This window comes from Desulfobulbaceae bacterium DB1 (assembly GCA_001914235.1).
In the GTDB taxonomy this organism is placed as follows: domain Bacteria; phylum Desulfobacterota; class Desulfobulbia; order Desulfobulbales; family SURF-16; genus DB1.
In genome coordinates this window covers 308549-325125 of sequence record MQUF01000006.1, presented here as the reverse complement: position 1 = coordinate 325125, position 16577 = coordinate 308549, and the positions used below count along the sequence as shown (strand labels likewise).

The 16577-nt window shown below is 53.0% G+C and carries 16 protein-coding genes; 8 read left to right on the top strand and 8 right to left on the bottom strand.

The genetic code is table 11. The features are described from left to right. Positions 1-184 precede the first annotated feature (184 nt). The 4 genes from BM485_08220 (at position 185) to BM485_08205 (ending at position 3135) form a co-directional block, all read left to right on the top strand. On the top strand, positions 185-562 hold the full coding sequence (locus tag BM485_08220) for a desulfoferrodoxin (GenBank protein ID OKY75693.1): 378 nt from the start codon (positions 185-187) through the stop codon (positions 560-562). A 3-nt stretch (positions 563-565) separates the two neighbouring features. After that, positions 566-1078, top strand: coding sequence for a ferritin (locus tag BM485_08215; GenBank protein ID OKY75692.1), 513 nt, complete (start codon positions 566-568; stop codon positions 1076-1078). A gap of 157 nt (positions 1079-1235) precedes the next feature. Continuing rightward, on the top strand, positions 1236-2426 hold the full coding sequence (locus BM485_08210) for an MBL fold metallo-hydrolase (GenBank protein ID OKY75691.1): 1191 nt from the start codon (positions 1236-1238) through the stop codon (positions 2424-2426). A gap of 22 nt (positions 2427-2448) precedes the next feature. Beyond that, positions 2449-3135 carry a hypothetical protein gene (locus tag BM485_08205; GenBank protein ID OKY75690.1) on the top strand — a complete coding sequence of 229 codons (687 nt, stop codon included), beginning with the start codon at positions 2449-2451 and terminating at the stop codon, positions 3133-3135. A gap of 27 nt (positions 3136-3162) precedes the next feature. Here BM485_08205 and BM485_08200 read toward each other — a convergent pair whose 3' ends face one another. Then, entirely contained in the window at positions 3163-3903 is a 741-nt protein-coding gene (locus tag BM485_08200) for a 4Fe-4S ferredoxin (GenBank protein OKY75689.1), read from the bottom strand. 15 nt (positions 3904-3918) lie between these two features. Continuing rightward, positions 3919-4650, bottom strand: a complete 732-nt coding sequence (locus BM485_08195) for a phosphohydrolase (GenBank protein OKY75688.1) — start codon at positions 4648-4650, stop codon at positions 3919-3921. Positions 4651-5138: 488 nt separating this feature from the next. Between BM485_08195 and BM485_08190 the strand changes: the two genes are divergently transcribed. Then, positions 5139-6845 carry a hypothetical protein gene (locus BM485_08190; GenBank protein ID OKY75687.1) on the top strand — a complete coding sequence of 569 codons (1707 nt, stop codon included), beginning with the start codon at positions 5139-5141 and terminating at the stop codon, positions 6843-6845. On the opposite strand, the gene BM485_08185 is transcribed toward BM485_08190, so the two are convergent. After that, positions 6842-7309, bottom strand: coding sequence for a tRNA-specific adenosine deaminase (locus BM485_08185; protein OKY75686.1), 468 nt, complete (start codon positions 7307-7309; stop codon positions 6842-6844). The two genes, BM485_08190 and BM485_08185, sit on opposite strands and share 4 nt — an antisense overlap. 159 nt (positions 7310-7468) lie before the next feature. On the opposite strand from BM485_08185, the gene BM485_08180 reads away from it, so the two are divergent. Beyond that, positions 7469-8095, top strand: a complete 627-nt coding sequence (locus tag BM485_08180) for an acyl-phosphate glycerol 3-phosphate acyltransferase (GenBank protein OKY75685.1) — start codon at positions 7469-7471, stop codon at positions 8093-8095. 6 nt (positions 8096-8101) lie between these two features. Next, the gene (locus BM485_08175; GenBank protein ID OKY75684.1) at positions 8102-8416 is read left to right on the top strand and encodes a hypothetical protein; all 315 of its coding nucleotides are present in this window, start codon (positions 8102-8104) and stop codon (positions 8414-8416) included. Positions 8417-8497: 81 nt separating this feature from the next. Here the strand turns inward: BM485_08175 and BM485_08170 are convergent, their stop codons facing one another. Together BM485_08170 and BM485_08165 are read right to left on the bottom strand one after the other, a co-directional pair. Beyond that, the gene (locus BM485_08170; protein ID OKY75683.1) at positions 8498-10378 is read right to left on the bottom strand and encodes a hypothetical protein; all 1881 of its coding nucleotides are present in this window, start codon (positions 10376-10378) and stop codon (positions 8498-8500) included. Between the two features lie 100 nt (positions 10379-10478). Continuing rightward, positions 10479-13160 (bottom strand): DNA polymerase I, encoded by a 2682-nt coding sequence (locus tag BM485_08165; GenBank protein ID OKY75682.1) that lies wholly within the window; start codon positions 13158-13160, stop codon positions 10479-10481. Between the two features lie 172 nt (positions 13161-13332). On the opposite strand from BM485_08165, the gene BM485_08160 reads away from it, so the two are divergent. Next, positions 13333-13641 (top strand): flagellar biosynthesis anti-sigma factor FlgM, encoded by a 309-nt coding sequence (locus tag BM485_08160; protein ID OKY75681.1) that lies wholly within the window; start codon positions 13333-13335, stop codon positions 13639-13641. A 102-nt stretch (positions 13642-13743) separates the two neighbouring features. Here BM485_08160 and BM485_08155 read toward each other — a convergent pair whose 3' ends face one another. The 3 genes from BM485_08155 to BM485_08145 all read right to left on the bottom strand — a co-directional run bounded on the left by BM485_08155 (position 13744) and on the right by BM485_08145 (position 16577). Then, positions 13744-14226 (bottom strand): hypothetical protein, encoded by a 483-nt coding sequence (locus BM485_08155; protein ID OKY75680.1) that lies wholly within the window; start codon positions 14224-14226, stop codon positions 13744-13746. Then, on the bottom strand, positions 14226-14468 hold the full coding sequence (locus BM485_08150) for a carbon storage regulator (GenBank protein OKY75679.1): 243 nt from the start codon (positions 14466-14468) through the stop codon (positions 14226-14228). The genes BM485_08155 and BM485_08150 overlap by 1 nt, the downstream gene beginning before the upstream one ends. A 90-nt stretch (positions 14469-14558) precedes the next feature. Next, positions 14559-16577, bottom strand: a complete 2019-nt coding sequence (locus tag BM485_08145) for a hypothetical protein (protein OKY75678.1) — start codon at positions 16575-16577, stop codon at positions 14559-14561.

The following is a 16577-nucleotide window of genomic DNA, read 5'->3' as shown; positions in this document are numbered from 1 at the left end:
ACGGGAATTTTTTCATGAATCCGTCAAATTTCCTTGCAATATGACGACTTTTTGTGGCCCAATAAGGTGTGAAGTACATCGCTGCTTGCATCTGCGGCCTCCTTTATGCGCGTTAGCAGAGAACGTTGAAGCACTCTTGTATCCATTATCCCCCCCAAAATATTAATTGAGAAGGAGTAATGACATGACAAAACAGTTGCAAGTCTACAAGTGCGAAGTGTGTGGAAATATTGTTGAAGTACTTCATGCCGGAGCGGGTGAACTGGTTTGCTGCGGCCAGCCGATGAAACATCTGGTTGAAAATACGGTGGATGCCTCCAAGGAAAAGCACGTTCCGGTCATTGAGAAAATAGACGGCGGCTATAAAGTGAAAGTCGGTTCCGTGGCCCATCCCATGGAAGAAAAGCATTATATCGAATGGATTGACCTGGTTATTGACGGGAATACGGTCCAGCGCACCTTCCTCAAGCCCGGTGCAGCTCCGGAGGCGAGCTTCAAGACGAGCGCCAAGGATGTGGCGGCTCGGGAATACTGCAATGTTCATGGTCTGTGGAGAGCCTGATTCATGTTAAGTGATAAAATGGAAAAGGCGTTAAATGAACAGGTGAACTGGGAGCTGTATTCCGCGTATTTCTATCTTTCCATGAGCTCCTATTTTGAGTCAATCAGTCTGTCCGGCTGCGCAAAATGGATGCGCGCCCAGGCCCAGGAAGAGCTGTTTCACGCGATCAAGCTCTATGATTACATTAATGAACGAGGCGGGCGGGCCATCATGGAAGCCGTCGCGAAGCCGCCTTTTCAGTGGGAATCCCCCCTGCATGTTTTTGAAGAGGTGCTGCGGCATGAGCAGAAGGTGACCGGCCTTATCAACGAACTTGTCAACAAGGCACTTGATGAGCGGGATCACGCCTCGAATATTTTTCTGCAGTGGTTTGTTTCCGAGCAGGTGGAGGAAGAGTCGTCAGTCGGCGGCGTCCTTGAGAAGTTCCGGCTGATCGGCGACAACAAGAGCGGATTGTTTGCCATTGATCAGGAGCTCGGCCAAAGGGTTTTTACCCCTCCCCCGCCCAAAAAATAGTCGAACCGCCAAAAAAAAGCGAAGAAGCCGCATGACCGCAAAGTCATTGCGGCTTTTTTTTTGCGCCGTCATTTTTTTGAAATTGCGATTGTTCGTTTGGAATGGTAACTGTTCTGTATTATTTGATAAGATCAAATCATAATTCGAGGAGGACGCAATGGGAGCACTGGAGGTAAAAGATAAAATTTTCTGGGTCGGCGCGGTGGACTGGAACATCCGTGATTTTCACGGCTATTCCACCTATAAGGGGACGACGTATAATTCCTTTTTGGCCATGGATGAGAAAATCGCCCTTTTTGACACGGTGAAAAAGCCTTTTAAGAATGAACTGCTGCACCGCATCAATAAGCTGACCGATCCGACCAAGATCGACTATATCATTGTCAACCATGTGGAAATGGATCACTCCGGTTGCTTGCCCGAGATTGTCGAGCTGGTGAAACCTAAAAAAATATTTTGTTCTCCCATGGGAGAAAAGGCGATTCAAAGCCATTTTCATCCCAAGGACTGGCCGCTGGAAGTTGTCAAGTCGGGGGACACTCTCAGTTTGGGGAAGAAAACCGTGCACTTCCTCGAAACGCGAATGCTGCACTGGCCGGACAGCATGTTTTCTTATATCCCGGAAGACAAGCTGCTCATTTCAAGCGACGCATTCGGTCAGCACTGGTCCACGTCGGAACGCTTTGATGACGAGGTCGGTCAAGAAGAACTGATGGCCCATGCCGCCAAGTATTACGCCAATATCCTCATGATTTTTTCTCCCAATGTGCAGAAGCTGCTGCAGTCGGTTAAGGAGATGAACCTCGATATTGATATGATTGCCCCTGACCATGGGCTGATCTGGCGCAAGAATCCCGGCCAAATTCTGGAAGCCTATGAAAAATGGTCCAATTACCACGCGGAAAAGAAAGTGGTGATGGTCTACGATACCATGTGGCACAGTACGGAAAAAATGGCCAAGGCAATCTGCCAGGGGCTCATGGAGGAAGGGGTCAGCGTTAAGCTGATGGATCTCAAGGTGAACCACCGAAGCGATGTGGTCACCGAGATTCTTGATGCCAAGGGTGTTTTGTTCGGCTCGCCGACATTGAACAACGGCATGTTGCCCACCATGGCCGACCTGCTCACCTACCTGAAAGGATTGCGGCCGAAGCGCAAGGTCGGTGCCGCATTCGGTTCCTTCGGCTGGTCCGGCGAGGCGGTGAAGCATATCAATGGCTATCTGGAAGAAATGGGGATTGATATCATTGATCCGGGCATCAAGGTGAAAAACGTGCCCACCCATGAAGATTTTCAACAATGTTTCGATCTCGGGATCAAGGTAGCCCAGGCGGTGAAAGCCGAATAACTGCTACGTGCCGGAGAGCTTCGTGAAGGAACGGGAGATAAAAAAAAGGCTACAGCGTCTGCTCAAGGAAAAGGATCTCGAATATATCCTGAGGGAGCTCCGCGCCGTTGCCCCCCGGAATCTTGTGGCGTCCTTGCTGTCCTCCCTTTACCAGACCGATGAGCGGATCAAGTGGAATGCGGTCACCGTTATCGGTGAAATCATGAACGACATTGCCCGGGTCGATATGGAAGCGGCCCGGGTTGTCATGCGCCGTATACTCTGGAGTCTTAACGAAGAATCAGGCGGCATCGGCTGGGGCATGCCTGAGGCAATGGGGGAGATCATGGCGGTCAACGGCCGTCTGGCCGGCGAGTATGCCCATTTGCTGGTTTCCTATATGCGGGAGGAGAATTACCTGGAACTGCCGGCCCTGCAGCATGGGCTGCTGTGGGGAATCGGACGTCTTGCCATGGTGCGCCCCGAACTTCTTCTCAAAAACGATGCCGACGGCCATATGGTCATGTACCTGGAATCAGCCGATCAGGTGGCGGCCGGTCTGGCCTGCCGTAATTTCGGCCTCCTGCATGTGCAGGAGGCCGCCTATCAGATCCGCCACTTTCTTGACAGTCCCCATGTCCTTGCCCTGTATGAGGATCGGCGCCTTTTTTCCACCACGGTGGGGGCGCTGGCCCGGCAGGCGTTGCAGCGTCTCGGCGTTTGCGCCTGAACCAACCGGAGCGTGGAGAGCGTGAGGTCAGGGAAGAATCTGCCCCCTGGCACTGATGACATACTCCCGCTGGGGGATTTCTTTCCCCGCTTTGTGCAGCGCTTCGCTGATGATGCTGCGCATGCCGGCGCAGCAAGGCACCTCCATGATGACCGACGTGATGCTTTTGATTGATCGGGTCCGGAATATTTCCGCAAATTTTTCCACATAGCTCTGCCGGTCATCAAATTTCGGACAACCCATCATAACCACCCGTCCTTGGATGAAATCCCGATGAAAATCAGGATAAGCGATCGGCGCACAGTCGGCCACAATCAGCAGATCGCTTTTGTCGAGAAAGGGGGCGGTGGCCGGAATAAGCCTGATCTGTACCGGCCAGTGGCTGAGGGCGGATGCTGCCGTATCGCTTGCCAGATCGCGCGGCATATTGGCCGCCTGACATGTGTTTTGTGGGGTGAAGCTCTGCAGGGTTGCGGACGGACAGGAACATGTGGGGCTCGATTTTTTCTTCTCGGGCCGTTCTTTTTCCTTGAGAAATTCCTCCACCGCCTTTTCGTCAAAATCATCGGCTGTCCGTTCAATGATCTGCAAGGCTCCGGTCGGACACTCGCCGATACAGGCACCCAGACCGTCACAATATTTTTCCGCAACCAGGCGCGCCTTGCCGCCAATAATCTCCAGGGCTCCTTCCGCGCATCCGGTCACGCACTGGCCGCAGCCATTGCAAAGTTCTTCATCGATTTCTATGATTTTTCTTTTTATCTTCATGGTGTTACCCCGTGGTTATTTTTTAAGAAGAACATCGGCGGCGATTTTTCTACCGGCCGTGGTGAGGAATGATTTTTCTATAATCTTTTGCAGATGAGCGGCCGGGGAAGTCTTCTCCCTTTGTTTCTCATCAAGATTCACAATGAGATCAGCATCATACAATACTTTGAAGTTGGTTGTTTCCTCGGCCCGCGGCAAGTGATGGTGGCCGATGATGTCGCATACCTCGTCAATCAGTCCAGGCTCCGCCTGCAGGCTTGTCAGGATTTCCCTGGCAACAGGGGGGCCTTCCTGATGCTGATAGCGGGGGGAGCTGCTGTTGAATTTCCGTTCCGCCTCTTTGATGCCGATATCATGCAGGTAGGCGGCGATGAGGACAACCGCCGGGTCGCCTTGTTCGGAGCGATTTATTTCTTCGGCATAATAGGCCACTTTGCCGGCATGGCCGATTCGTTTGAAATCGGTGCCGAAATAACGTTTCATGGCGACCGCCACCCGCTCTTTTAAGGACTGGCCGGCGGAGGATTTGATCTCATCGGGAAGCGTCCCCAGGCATTGTTCGGCGTATGGGCAGTAAGCCGCGCAGCCGAAATCTATTTTGGGGTTCAACATGCGGTGGCCGCAACCCGAACATTTTCTGCTTGAATCATCCTTGAAAAACTCAATGGCGTGAGCGCATTTGGGGCATTTTACCTCAAAAATGGCCTCGCCTTCCCAATAACGGCTGTCTTGTCCCGGGCATTTCATGGGCTCGCTCCTTTACGTTGGCAGGGAAAACTTTCAGGGTCGCGCGTATTCTCTTTTATATTATCAGAAAATTCTATTTCCCGGATACCGTCTCCTGCGGATTAAATTCCCTGATCATCATGTCCGGAGAATTTTTTGTTTTTGCAGGAGTGGCACCGTCCTTTTAGTGTTACAGTACCAGAAGCAGGCGGGACCTCCCTTGACTTAGGTCAACCACGAGAATTTTTTTTGTTCATGGCGGAAGGCACCATCAATCCCGGGCGGCACGAAGAATAAATTGACAGGAGAGGCGCGGAAGGATAGAAAATTGTTATGCAGGCGGCAGGTTACTTCTTGGCAACGGACGGATTGTCGTTTGCTTCCTTTTTTTCGTGCAGAGATGACGAATGGCTGATTTCTCCACCGTATTTTATGCGTTTCTGAAGAAAAATTTTGTTACTGCCGTGTATGACAATGCGGAAAAGGAGGTTGTCCGCAAGGTCATCCTGATGCACGGCATAGCCCTCCTCGGCATGGTTTTTCTTGGTTTTCTCGGAGCCCTCGCCCTTTATCAGAAGGCATACCTGCTTGCCCTCTTTGATTTCCTGACGCTTTTTTTGCTGGGCATTGTTCTTTTCATCCTGCGCAAAACAGGAAGGTATCTTTTCTGCTGTTTTGCCGGTGTCGCACTCATGTACGGCCTGTATCTGTTTCTTTTTTTTACCGGCGGCGTCAAGGCCACGGGCTTTATGTGGCATTACACCTTTCCCCTTTTTGCCGTGTATCTGCTGGGCAGCGGTTACGGCGCCCTGGCCGCGATCATGCTGCTGATTCCCGCAACTGCATTCCTGGTTTATGATATCGGCAGCGAAGCCGTGAATCTCTATTCTTTTGATTTTGCCACTCGCTATATCCCTTCGTACCTGGCGGTTTTCATGTTTTCCCTGATGTTTGAAAAAAGCAGGGAAAACGCCCACCGCGAATTGCAGGATGCCTATCTGCGGCAGGAAAAAATGGTGGAAGAGCGAACGACTCAGCTCAAAAAGGAAATTGAAACAAAGGAGGTCATTGCCGGACAGCTTCGCCAGGCACAGAAGATGGAGGCCATCGGACTCATGGCAGGAGGCGTTGCCCATGATCTCAATAATATCCTTTCGGGCATCGTGACCTATCCGGAATTGCTTTTGCATCAAATTCCCCCCGACAGTAACCTGCGCGAACCCCTGCAGACCATCAGGCAATCGGGGGAAAAGGCCGCGGCCGTGGTGGCCGATCTGCTGACCGTGGCGCGGGGGGTGGCGACGCCCAAAAAGGTTTGCGACCTCAACGAGCTGATTGCCCATTTTCTTTCTTCACCTGAATGTCGGAAGATTCAGCAGTTGTATCCCGGTATCCGCTGGTTGCATCTTGCGGACCGGGAGCGATTGCCGATTTTGTGCTCGCCTGTGCATATCAGTAAATGTTTCATGAATCTGGGGCTCAACGCGGCTGAGGCCATTGGCGGCGAAGGGACGATCACGTTCAGCGGCACAGCAGGACGGCAGCAGGCACAGACGAAAACGGGCACGAAAATAAAGGCAGACCATGTCGTGCTTCGTGTCAGTGATAATGGTCCCGGCATTGCGGAGAAGGATCTGGAACATATTTTTGAACCGTTTTTCACCAAAAAGGCCATGGGGCGCAGCGGTACAGGACTTGGACTCGCGGTTGTCTGGAACACCGTTCATGATCACGATGGTTTTATCAAGGTGCGGAGCAGCGACAGCGGGACGGTGTTTGATTTGTATTTCCCGCGGGCGGAAGGGAAGATCGACGAACAGGTCCATGAGGTGCCCATGGAAACGCTGCAAGGCAAAGGCAAGGTGCTGGTGGTTGATGATGAAGAACAGCAGCGGGAAATATGCCAGAGAATCCTGACCATGCTCGGGTATACCGTGACAACGGTTTCTTCCGGTGAAAAGGCCCTTGATTTTCTGAAAAAAGACAGGGTCGATCTGGTTATTCTCGATATGCTGATGGAACCCGGCATGAACGGTCGCCGGACCTATGAAAAAATCGTAACCATCCATCCCGGCCAGCGGGCGTTGATTGCCAGCGGCTTTGCCGAAAATGAAGACGTACAGGGGACGATAGCCATGGGTGCCGGGGGCTTGCTGAAAAAACCCTACAGTGTTGAAGAATTGGGAACAGCGGTACAACGGGAGATTCGGCGTTAATAGATGATTTTGTTTGCGAAATTATCCCACTGGCTGAAAACGGCTATTGCCTGTTCGCGCATCACCTGGTGCATGGGCATCTTTCTATTCTCGGGAGGAAGCAGGAGTTCCTGGTAAAGAAATTCATCGACGAATCCGAGGCCTGCCGCATCCCGGCGAGTGGCGGCGAAATAGATTTTTTCAACTCCTGCCCAGTACAGGGCGGAAAGGCACATGGGGCAGGGTTCGCAGTTGACATAGATAACGCATCCCGCCAGGCTGTAATTGCCTAATCGCCGGCATGCCTTGCGGATGGCCACCATTTCCGCATGACAGGTGGGGTCATTTTTTTTCAGCACCTGATTCCAGCCCCGGGCGATAATTTTTCCATCCTTGACGATGACGGCCCCGAATGGGCCCCCATCTCCCTGCAGGGATTTTTCTTTGGAGAGCCTGATTGCCTCCTGCATGAAGTTCGGATTCATGATCGTTTTCCGCTGAAAGAAAGAGGGTGTCGCCCGCACGGGAACAGGTGAGGGGAAAATGCCGTTTGCCGTTTCATACCGCACTATACCGTGAATGAAGCATTGATTTATAGGAAAATCTCGCGTACTTTGTCTCTTTTTCCGGCAAGAGCGACGCCAATGGCTCGTTGCCGGTGCAACGGCAATACACAAGAGAGAAACAAAGTGGATTATTTTCTTATCATACTTTCATATCTGGTTGGTTCGATTCCTTTTGGTCTTCTGCTGGGAAAGCTTGCCGGGGTGGACGTCCGCAGGGACGGCAGCGGCAATATCGGCGCAACCAACGTCAGCCGCCTGGTGGGCAAAAAGGTGGGCGCGTTGACCCTGTTGCTTGACGCGGCGAAGGGATTTGTGCCGATGCTCGTCGCCGATGGTCTGGGGGCCGACGGCAATGTTGTCATGCTGTGCGGCGGCGCGTCGTTTCTCGGGCATCTTTTTCCCCTGTATCTGAAATTCAAGGGGGGAAAAGGGGTCGCCACCGCTCTCGGAATCTTTTTGTATCTCTCGCCCGTTGCGCTGCTCATCTGTATCGCTGCTTTTGTCGCGGCTGTCGGTCTTTCCGGCTATGTTTCGGTCGGATCGCTTGTGGCCGCGGGCGTCATGCCCGTTGTTGTTTTTTTGCAAAAAGGAACCGGCGGCTGCTTCTTCCTGGCGATTTTTGTCAGCCTGCTTGTCTGGCTGAAGCATCGTGACAATATTGCCCGGCTTGTCCGCCATGAAGAAAAAAGCTGGAAAAAGAAGTGACGTCTCATGACCAAAAAAGACTGGGAAAAAATAATCGCGGCCCGAGAGGTGCTGGGCCTGGGAGAGGCGGCGAGCCTGGCTGAAATAAAAAAAGCCTATCGCCGCCTGTCAAAAATTCATCATCCCGATATGGCGGGTGGGGGCAAGGAAAGCCAGAACAAGATGCGTCAGGTGACCGAAGCCTACCAGGCGCTCTTGCTGTATTGCAAGAATTATCGTTTTCCTCTGGTGATGCAGAAGGAGACCCTTGATGCCGAGGACTGGTGGTTTGATCGATTCGGCCGGGATCCCCTGTGGGGAAAAAATGAGGACAGTGAGTAGGGATTGCCGGGGGACCGTCCTTTTTCCAGGTCATTCGGCAACGGCCCCGTTATTGCGCTGGAGCCGTTGCCGCACAACGGTTTAATTGAGATATTGCTCATTTGTCGTTATTTTTCCGTTTTTCATCAGCAACATGGTCCATGCCTCCATGATTGCTCTTTCCTTCTCCGCGGTTAATTGGGCATCAAATGCCTGGCGCGCCTGCTCGCTGTCTTTGCCCACATCTTTTTTGTCCTTGAAGCGGCAGACATAAAAAGCGTTTTCCGCTTCCAGGATGGTTTCCGGATAGGGTGTTTTTTCATTGAGACGGAATCCGGCTTCGATGACCGCGGCCGGCAGACCGTCCGCGGTCATACTGCTGCGGGAAAAATAGGCCGATTCTTTGACTGCGCCGCCTTTCTCCTTGATCTTCTCAGCAAAGACCGCGTCTTTTTCCTTGACCGCAATCAACGACTCTTCGGCCGCCTTCCGGCTGATGTTTTTTGCTTCCTGGGCGATGAAATCCTTTTCCACCCTCTCCTTGACCGCGTTTAATTCCGGAACCACCGGTTCCTTTGTGTCGGCAACAAGAAAGATGATAAAGCCGTCCGGGGTTTCAAGCAGTGAACTGAGCTCTCCCTTTTTCAGCGTGAAGGCCGTATCGATGACGGCCGGGGCGTCGGCCAGAGCAGCCGGGGGGGAATCCTGGGAGAAAAAATCCGTTTCGGCCGGGGTGACGCTGAAATTTTCCGCGTATTTTGCCAGGCTGCCGGCAAAAATTATTTTTTCATACGCCTCATTGGCCTTTTCAAAGACAATGTTTGCCGCTTTCTGCTGTTTCAGCTTGTGCTCAATGTCGTTTTTTGCCGTCTCCAGGGGAGTGACTGCCGCCGGCTGGATGTCCGTCAGCTGGATAATATGATACCCGAACTGGGTGGTGACCACATCACTGATTGCCCCTTTGGCGAGAGCGAAAACGGCATCCTCAAATGGTTTCACCATCTGGCCGCGAGTGAAAAAATCGAGATCTCCGCCTCTGGATGCGGAGCCGTCCTCGGAAAATTGCCGGGCCAGGGAAGCAAAATCTTCGCCGGATTTGACCCTGGCCAGAATGGCATCAATTTCCTGTCTGCGGGCAGCCCTGTTTTCCTCGGTGGTTTGTAAAAGGATATGGCTGGCGCGTCTTTTTTCCGGCCTGCTGAATTCACTTTCATGGCTGCGGTAATACTCTTGTATCTCCTCCTCCGAGACAGTGAGATCTTTTGTCGCCTCGCTGTTGCGAAAAGCGAGGTAGGAAAGTTTCAGCTGGAGGGCGGTCTTATAGTTCTCTTTGTTCTTTTCGAAGTAGGTGGCGAGTGCCTCAGGGCTGACCTGGACCTGATCGACATAGTCCGCGGGGGTGAATACCGCATAATCGAGTCGGATTTCCGCGTTTTCATAGAGAAATCGCGTTTCTGATTCATGATTTGTGATCCTGGCGAAACCGGCTAGTTGGTCGGCTATTTTGCCGAGCAGGAGGTCGTTGCGCAAGCCGGCCTCAAATTTGGTGGGAGTAAGCTGCGAGGCCTTGAGCACTTCGTGGTAGCGGTCAACATCGAACAGGCCGTTGTTCTGAAAAACGGTCATCTCCTTGACGGCATTTTGTATTTCCGCATCACTGACATGGATGCCCATTTCCGCTCCGCCCTGTTGCAGCAAGACCTTCTGAATCAGATCTTGAAGCACCTGTTTCTTGACGCCGAACGACTCGACGAATCCTTTCGGCAGGGTGCCGCCGAACTGATTCCTGTAGTTGTCGAGGGTGGTCCCCAGTGCCTTGTCGTACTCGCCCAGGGTGATCGGTTCGCCGTTGACGGTGGCTACGGCGTTGCGCGCCCCGCCCGTGTTGTTGCCGACGCCCCAGAAAACAAAAACAACGATGATGATGAGGACAGTGGCCTGCAGGTACGGCGACTGGGCCTTGCGGCGAAGAAGGTCAAGCATGGGTAAGGCTCCTTTGGCGAATATTTATTGGCTGCGATGACTACTGCTACGCATCTCAATTAATTTACTCATTATTAATTGTCAATTTTCAATTGTCAATTTACTTCGTTTCCGCGAGATTGGCACCCCAGGAAAGATTGACCAGGAGAGGCACGGCAAGCTGCATGACATTTTCCATGGCCTCGCGAACAACGGCGCAGGTGGCTTTGAGTTCGTTTTCCGGCACCTCGAAAACAAGCTCGTCATGGATCTGCAGCAATAATTTGCCGTTGAGGTTTGCCTGGGTAAGCAGATCGTGAACGTGGAGGGAAGCCAGTTTGATGATATCGGCGGCGGTTCCCTGGATGGGGGTGTTCAATGCGGTGCGTTCGGCGAATTCCCGGATGGTTTTGTTGCTGCTGTTGATGTCCGGCAACTGCCTGCGGCGCTGGAGCAGGGTGGTGACAAAACCGTCTCGCCTGGCCTGCGCAATGATCTCCTCCATGAATTTTTTCACCCCGCTGTAAAGATCAAAATAGCGGTTGATAAAGGTTTGCGCCTCCTTGCGGCTGATGTTGAGCTGTCCGGCCAGTCCAAAGGCGGACATGCCGTAGACAATGCCGAAGTTGATGCTCTTGGCGACCCGGCGCATCTGGGGGGTTATCAGGCTGGGATGGACCCGGAAGATTTCCGCTGCCGTCTGGGTGTGAATATCCTTGCCGGCCCGGAAAGCCTCAACCAGGGTCTGGTCCTGGGAATAATGTGCCAGAACCCGCAGATCGATCTGCGAGTAATCCGCTGCCAGCAGCACCGTGTTGCGAGGGGCGACAAAGGCTTCCCTGATCCGCTGCCCCTCGGGTGAACGAATCGGGATATTCTGCAGATTCGGATTACTGCTGCTCAGCCGGCCGGTGGCGGTAACCGTCTGGTTAAAGGAGGTATGGACCCGACCGGTACGGGGGTGGATGAGGGTGGCAAGTTTATCAACATAGGTTGATTTGAGTTTGCCGACACTGCGGTGCTCAAGCACCGCGGCCGGCAGTTCGTGATAGGCGGCAAGTTTTTCCAGCACGGAGACATCGGTGGAGTAGCCGGTTTTTGTCTTGCGCCCCATGGGGAGCCGCAGTTTTTCAAAGAGGATGGCGCCCAGCTGTTTCGGGGAATTGATATTGAATTCTTCGCCTGCCAGGACAAAAATTTTCTTTTCCAGCTCCGCAAGTTTTTCGCCGAATTCATGAGACATGTCGGAGAGGATTTGTGGATCGATCTGAATGCCTGTTTCTTCCATCCGGGCAAGAATTGGAACCAGCGGCATTTCCAGTTTTTCAAAAAGCTCCCACAGATTGAGTTCACGCAGCTGCGGGACAAAGAGCTCCCACAGCATGCAGGTGGAGACGGCATCCTCGCAGGAATAGTCCCGGGCGGCATCAAGGGGGACGTAGCTGAAAGCGTCCGGTCTTTTGTCGTTGCCCGTGACCTGGGAAAATGATGTCAGGCCGAGTTGCAGGTGTTCGCGGGCAAGATCGTCCAGGCTGTGACTGCGCCGGGATGGGTTGAGCAGATACGAGGCGATCATGGTGTCGCACAGGGGGCCGCGAAGCATCAGTCCTTGCTCTTTCAGCACCTGATAATCATACTTGATGTTGTGGCCGATCTTGGGCAGCCGGCTGTCTTCGAACAGCGGGCCGAGGAACTCGGCAACATCGGCCAGGCCAAGCTGGCCGGGGAGAACGGCGCCGACGGCATCCCTGTGTTCAAGCGGAATGTACCAGGCGTTTTTCGTCTCAGCGCAAAGCGAGATGCCGACCAGGCGCGCGGAGAGCGGATCAAGGGAGGTGGTCTCCGTATCCAGCACCAGAAATGATGCCTGGTGCAGAGAGCGGCAGAGCGCCTGGAGCTCTTCCCGGTCCGCCACAAGGGAAAAGCCCCTTGTTTCCATCGGTCGTGCGGAAGCCTCCTGTTTCAAAAGGCGGGAAAACTCGAGTTCGGTAAACAGGGCGTGCAATTTTTCCTGGTCAGGCGCGGGCAGGCGATAGGCCTCCGGATGATCGGGAACCTCCACGTCTTTTTTCAGGGCGATCAGCTTTTTCGACAAGAACGCCTGCTGCTGGAAGGCAAGCAGCTTTTCTTTCAGTTTTTGCTGCGAAAGGAGTTCGATATTTTCATAAAGACCATCCATACTGCCGAATTGATTAATCAGCTTGTCGGCGGTTTTCGGGCCGATGCCGGGAACGCCGGGGACGTTGTCCGAGCTGTCGCCGATCAGGCCGAAGAGGTCGTTGAGCTTTTCCGGTTCGACATGGTACTTGTCATGAACCGCTTCCCTGGTCATTAATTTGTCCGTCATCGGGTCCCAGACAACAATGTCGTCGTCCACCAGCTGCAGCAGATCCTTGTCGCCGGAGATGATGACGACCCGGCTCCCCCGGCCGGCAAGTTTTGTAGCCGCGGAGGCGATCAGGTCATCCGCCTCCATCCCCTGTTGCTCCAGGGAAAGGATATTATAGGCCCGGGCGATTTTTCTGATATAGGGAATCTGGCAGACCAGGTCATCAGGCATGGCGGGCCTGTTGGCCTTGTACTCTTCATAAAGGGCATGGCGGAAGGTCGGCCCTTTGTGATCAAAGGCAATGGCGAGGAACGCGGGTTCTTTTTCCCGAATGACCCGGAGAAGAATAGTGGTAAACCCGTAGATGGCGTGGGTGGGAAGACCATTGCTGTTGGAGAGGGGTGATATGGCGTGATAGGCGCGGTAGATATAAGCGCTGCCGTCGATGAGATAAACCGTATCGTGCTTTTTCATGCCGGGCACTCTAACAGGCGTGTTTTTTTTTGGCAAGAAAAGTGAGTACGGCACTTTTTTTTAAAGTTTGAGAAAAAAAAGTCGATATGGTAACTAGAAGAAGAAATTTTTTGGAGCAAACAGGCAGTCATATCCCCTGAAACAAGGGCTTGAGGGCGAACAGGAGCTGGTCATGAAGTTAACCGATGTAATCTCCCAGATCAGGACGGACAATAAGGTTGAGGTGAAAAAGACTCGCAAGGCCGAAGGTGTTGCCGAAAGTCGGCCACCTGTTGCCTCTGATAAGGTTGAACTCTCAAACAGCTCCAGGGATGTGCAGAAAATGAGAGAAATACTTGATCAGACCCCGGCGATGAGAATGGAGATGATAGAGGCCTTGAAAAAAGAAATAAACGAGGGCACGTATCATGTCGATGCCCGCGATATAGCAGACAGGATGCTTGACGATCTTCTGGCGGAAGACAGTCTGCTGTACGAATAGTCTCCCCTGTTGACGGAAGATGTGCGAAAAAGTCGGCCTTATGGTCGGCTTTTTTTGTTTGCGGGGCAGGCGTCGCGTTCATTGGCAGGAGTGATTCCGCTGTCAAGGTTGAGCCGGAAAAAGCGGCCAGCAGGGGTTGTATTTCTGCGGGTCGAGAACCACCTGCATTGCCAGTCGTTTGCCGGTATTCAGGATCACCGGACCAAGAAGATTGGCGGTCATTTCCCTGGGCTTGTTTGCCGGGATGGTCAAAATGAGCAGCACGTCCTTTTCTTTTTCCGAAGTGAGCTGCAGGTCGCTTTGTATCTGGCGGGGAATGTGCGGCTGGTAATCAATGTTGAGCATCCCGGCCTGGATGACGACAAAGGCCAGATCCGGATTATTCAGCGACTGCAGCCACATGAAGGGGGATTTCTGGCTGTGCGGTCGGAGCACAAAACGGTGCGATTCCGGAAAGCCGAGAAATGGGCTGACCATGGAAATAACCCGTTCCGGATCAACCGCTATTTCGCCGAACCGGCTCGTCTGCACGACAAGATGTTTTTCCGTGTTCGGATGATCTATATCCTGTGTTACGGCATTCATCAGTATCCTTCCTTTTTCATGGGAAACACATCGCTTAATCCGCTTAAGTCGGCCGGTGCGTCCAGTGCCGCTTTTTTGTTTTCTTCAAGAATGCGCAAATAAATTTCCTCACGGTGAATGGCAACCTGTTCCGGGGCGTCGACTCCAAGCTTGACCAGGCCGCCTTTGCTTTCCAGGACTCTGACTTTAATGTCGTCGGCAATGATGATTGCCTCGCCAACCTTTCTGGAAAGGATAAGCATAAGGGGGGGGCTCCTCGAGAAGTGTCTGGGCGAATAAGACACCCGGCCGGGTGTCTTGCTTAAGCATCACCGTCACTGTACCACTTTCCCTTATAAATAATCAACAAGACTGAGCTGCATGGTTTTTGCCGCGGCAGCGAGTGCGGCCTGATAGGCAACCTCCTTGGATTTGAGGTTGAGAATTGCCTCGGTCAGATCGGTGTCCTGTTTTTCCGACAGATTCTCCTGGTTGGCAAGCTCCAGATTGGCATAGACCTGCGTCTGAATGGTGATGCGGTTCGCCCGGGCGCCGAAGTCGGCAATCTGGCTGGATAATGCCGACATGACGTTGTCCAGATCCTCCAGCGACTTGGTCAGTCCCTGATGCTGCAATTCGTTGGCATTGATGCCGAAGACATTCAGGGTGTTGCTGCTGTCTTCGCTGACATCGAAAGTGTAGCGGTTCGGGTCCGAGCTTTCAATGCGCAGGTGGCCGCTACTGTCCCACGAGGCGGAAAGGCCGGGGATGCCGTTCAGTTTGACTGCGATATCATAGGGCGTATCCTTGGTGATATCGACCGGAATAAGCATGTTGAATTCTTCCGGCGGATAAACATCATGGTCCGTGACGTTGATGGAGAGATTGCCGTCATGAAATTTTTCGTCAAGAAGATCCTTGCCGGCATTGATCTCCTCCAGGGTGGCATATCTGTTCTCTTCCGCGTGAATGCCGGTGACAAAGGTATAATTCTGCCCGCGGAGATAATTTTCCAATTCTTTCATGACCTTGAAAACATCGGTGTTGCTGATGGCATCCTCGCCGTTTTTGGCTATTTCAATGGTACTTTTGGCCCCCACTTTAATTTTTGCGTCATTGTCCCGGTCTCCGGTATAACGAACATTGTTGTCAAGCCGGGTGAGGGAGTGGACGGAAAGTTTGCCGTCGTTGGCGATATCGTTTTTTTCACCGGTGGAAAGCGAGCCGCCGGAAAGTCCCAGGGCGGAAAAGGCCGGTTCGACGCCCCCCGGCGGATAGGCCGGGGTAAGGGTGCTTTCCAGCACAAAAGTCCGGTCGGCGCTGAGCTGAATGGAGCCGAAATAAACCTTGTCAGCCGCCGCATCGTTAAGATGGGTCAGGTCGTTGCCGTTAACGGTCGTTTCCACATGCAGGTTGCGTCCGTCAACCGCTTTCAGGGCCAACTTGCCGTTTGCATCCCGCGTGGCGACAATGCCGGTTTGGGCCTGCACGTCATTGATGGCATTGAGCATCACATTGTCCGTGTCCTGAACGGTAACCGTTGTGGGACCAAGTGCGGCAAAAACATCGATACCGTTGATGATCAGATCCCCCGCATCCATCGTCCCGGCGCTGACGCCCATGGTTGCCTGACGGAAAGCCGGAACCACGGAGGCGGTGACGCCGGTTCCGGGTATTGTCTCGCCGAGGGCATTGACGGTGTCCTCGCTGATCGCGTTAACGGCATCTGCCTTTGCCGCGGCTGAATAAATATCATAAACGTCGGAGAGCCCGTCCGGATTTATGGTTGTGACCGGGATACCGTTTATGACAAGATCGTCAGGGAGCAGCTGATACTCAAGCGGCGGGCCGGCCGCTACATAATCCAAGGGGGCGAGATCGGCGCCGTTGATGCGATAGCCGTCGATGTAGCCGAGCATGAACGGTGTCGGTTCAAGCTCGGTGTATCCGGTGGTTCGATAGCCGCCGAAAACATATTTGCCGTCCCAGCGGGTATTGGCCAAGGTCACCATCTGTTCCAGGTAGACATGCACCTCGTCCGCCACATAAAGCCGGGTTGACGGGGTCTGGCTGTCATTGGCGGCAATCAGCGTCTGATTTTTACTGTCCATGACCAGTTGTTTGATGCCGGTCAGGGACTGTTCCGCGGCGGAGATCATTGAACCGCCAAAGGAGATATTGGTCTGATATTGAGAGATTTCCGCCAGGGTGGAACGCATCCCCAGAGCGCTTACCATATTGACCGGATTGTCGGAAAGTTTCGACATCTGCATGCCGGAGGAAATCTGCCGGTTGATCCTTTCCATGTCGGTGGTAATCTTACCGAGATTGGTGCCGATCATGTTGTAAATCGTGTTCAGGGTTGTTCGCAT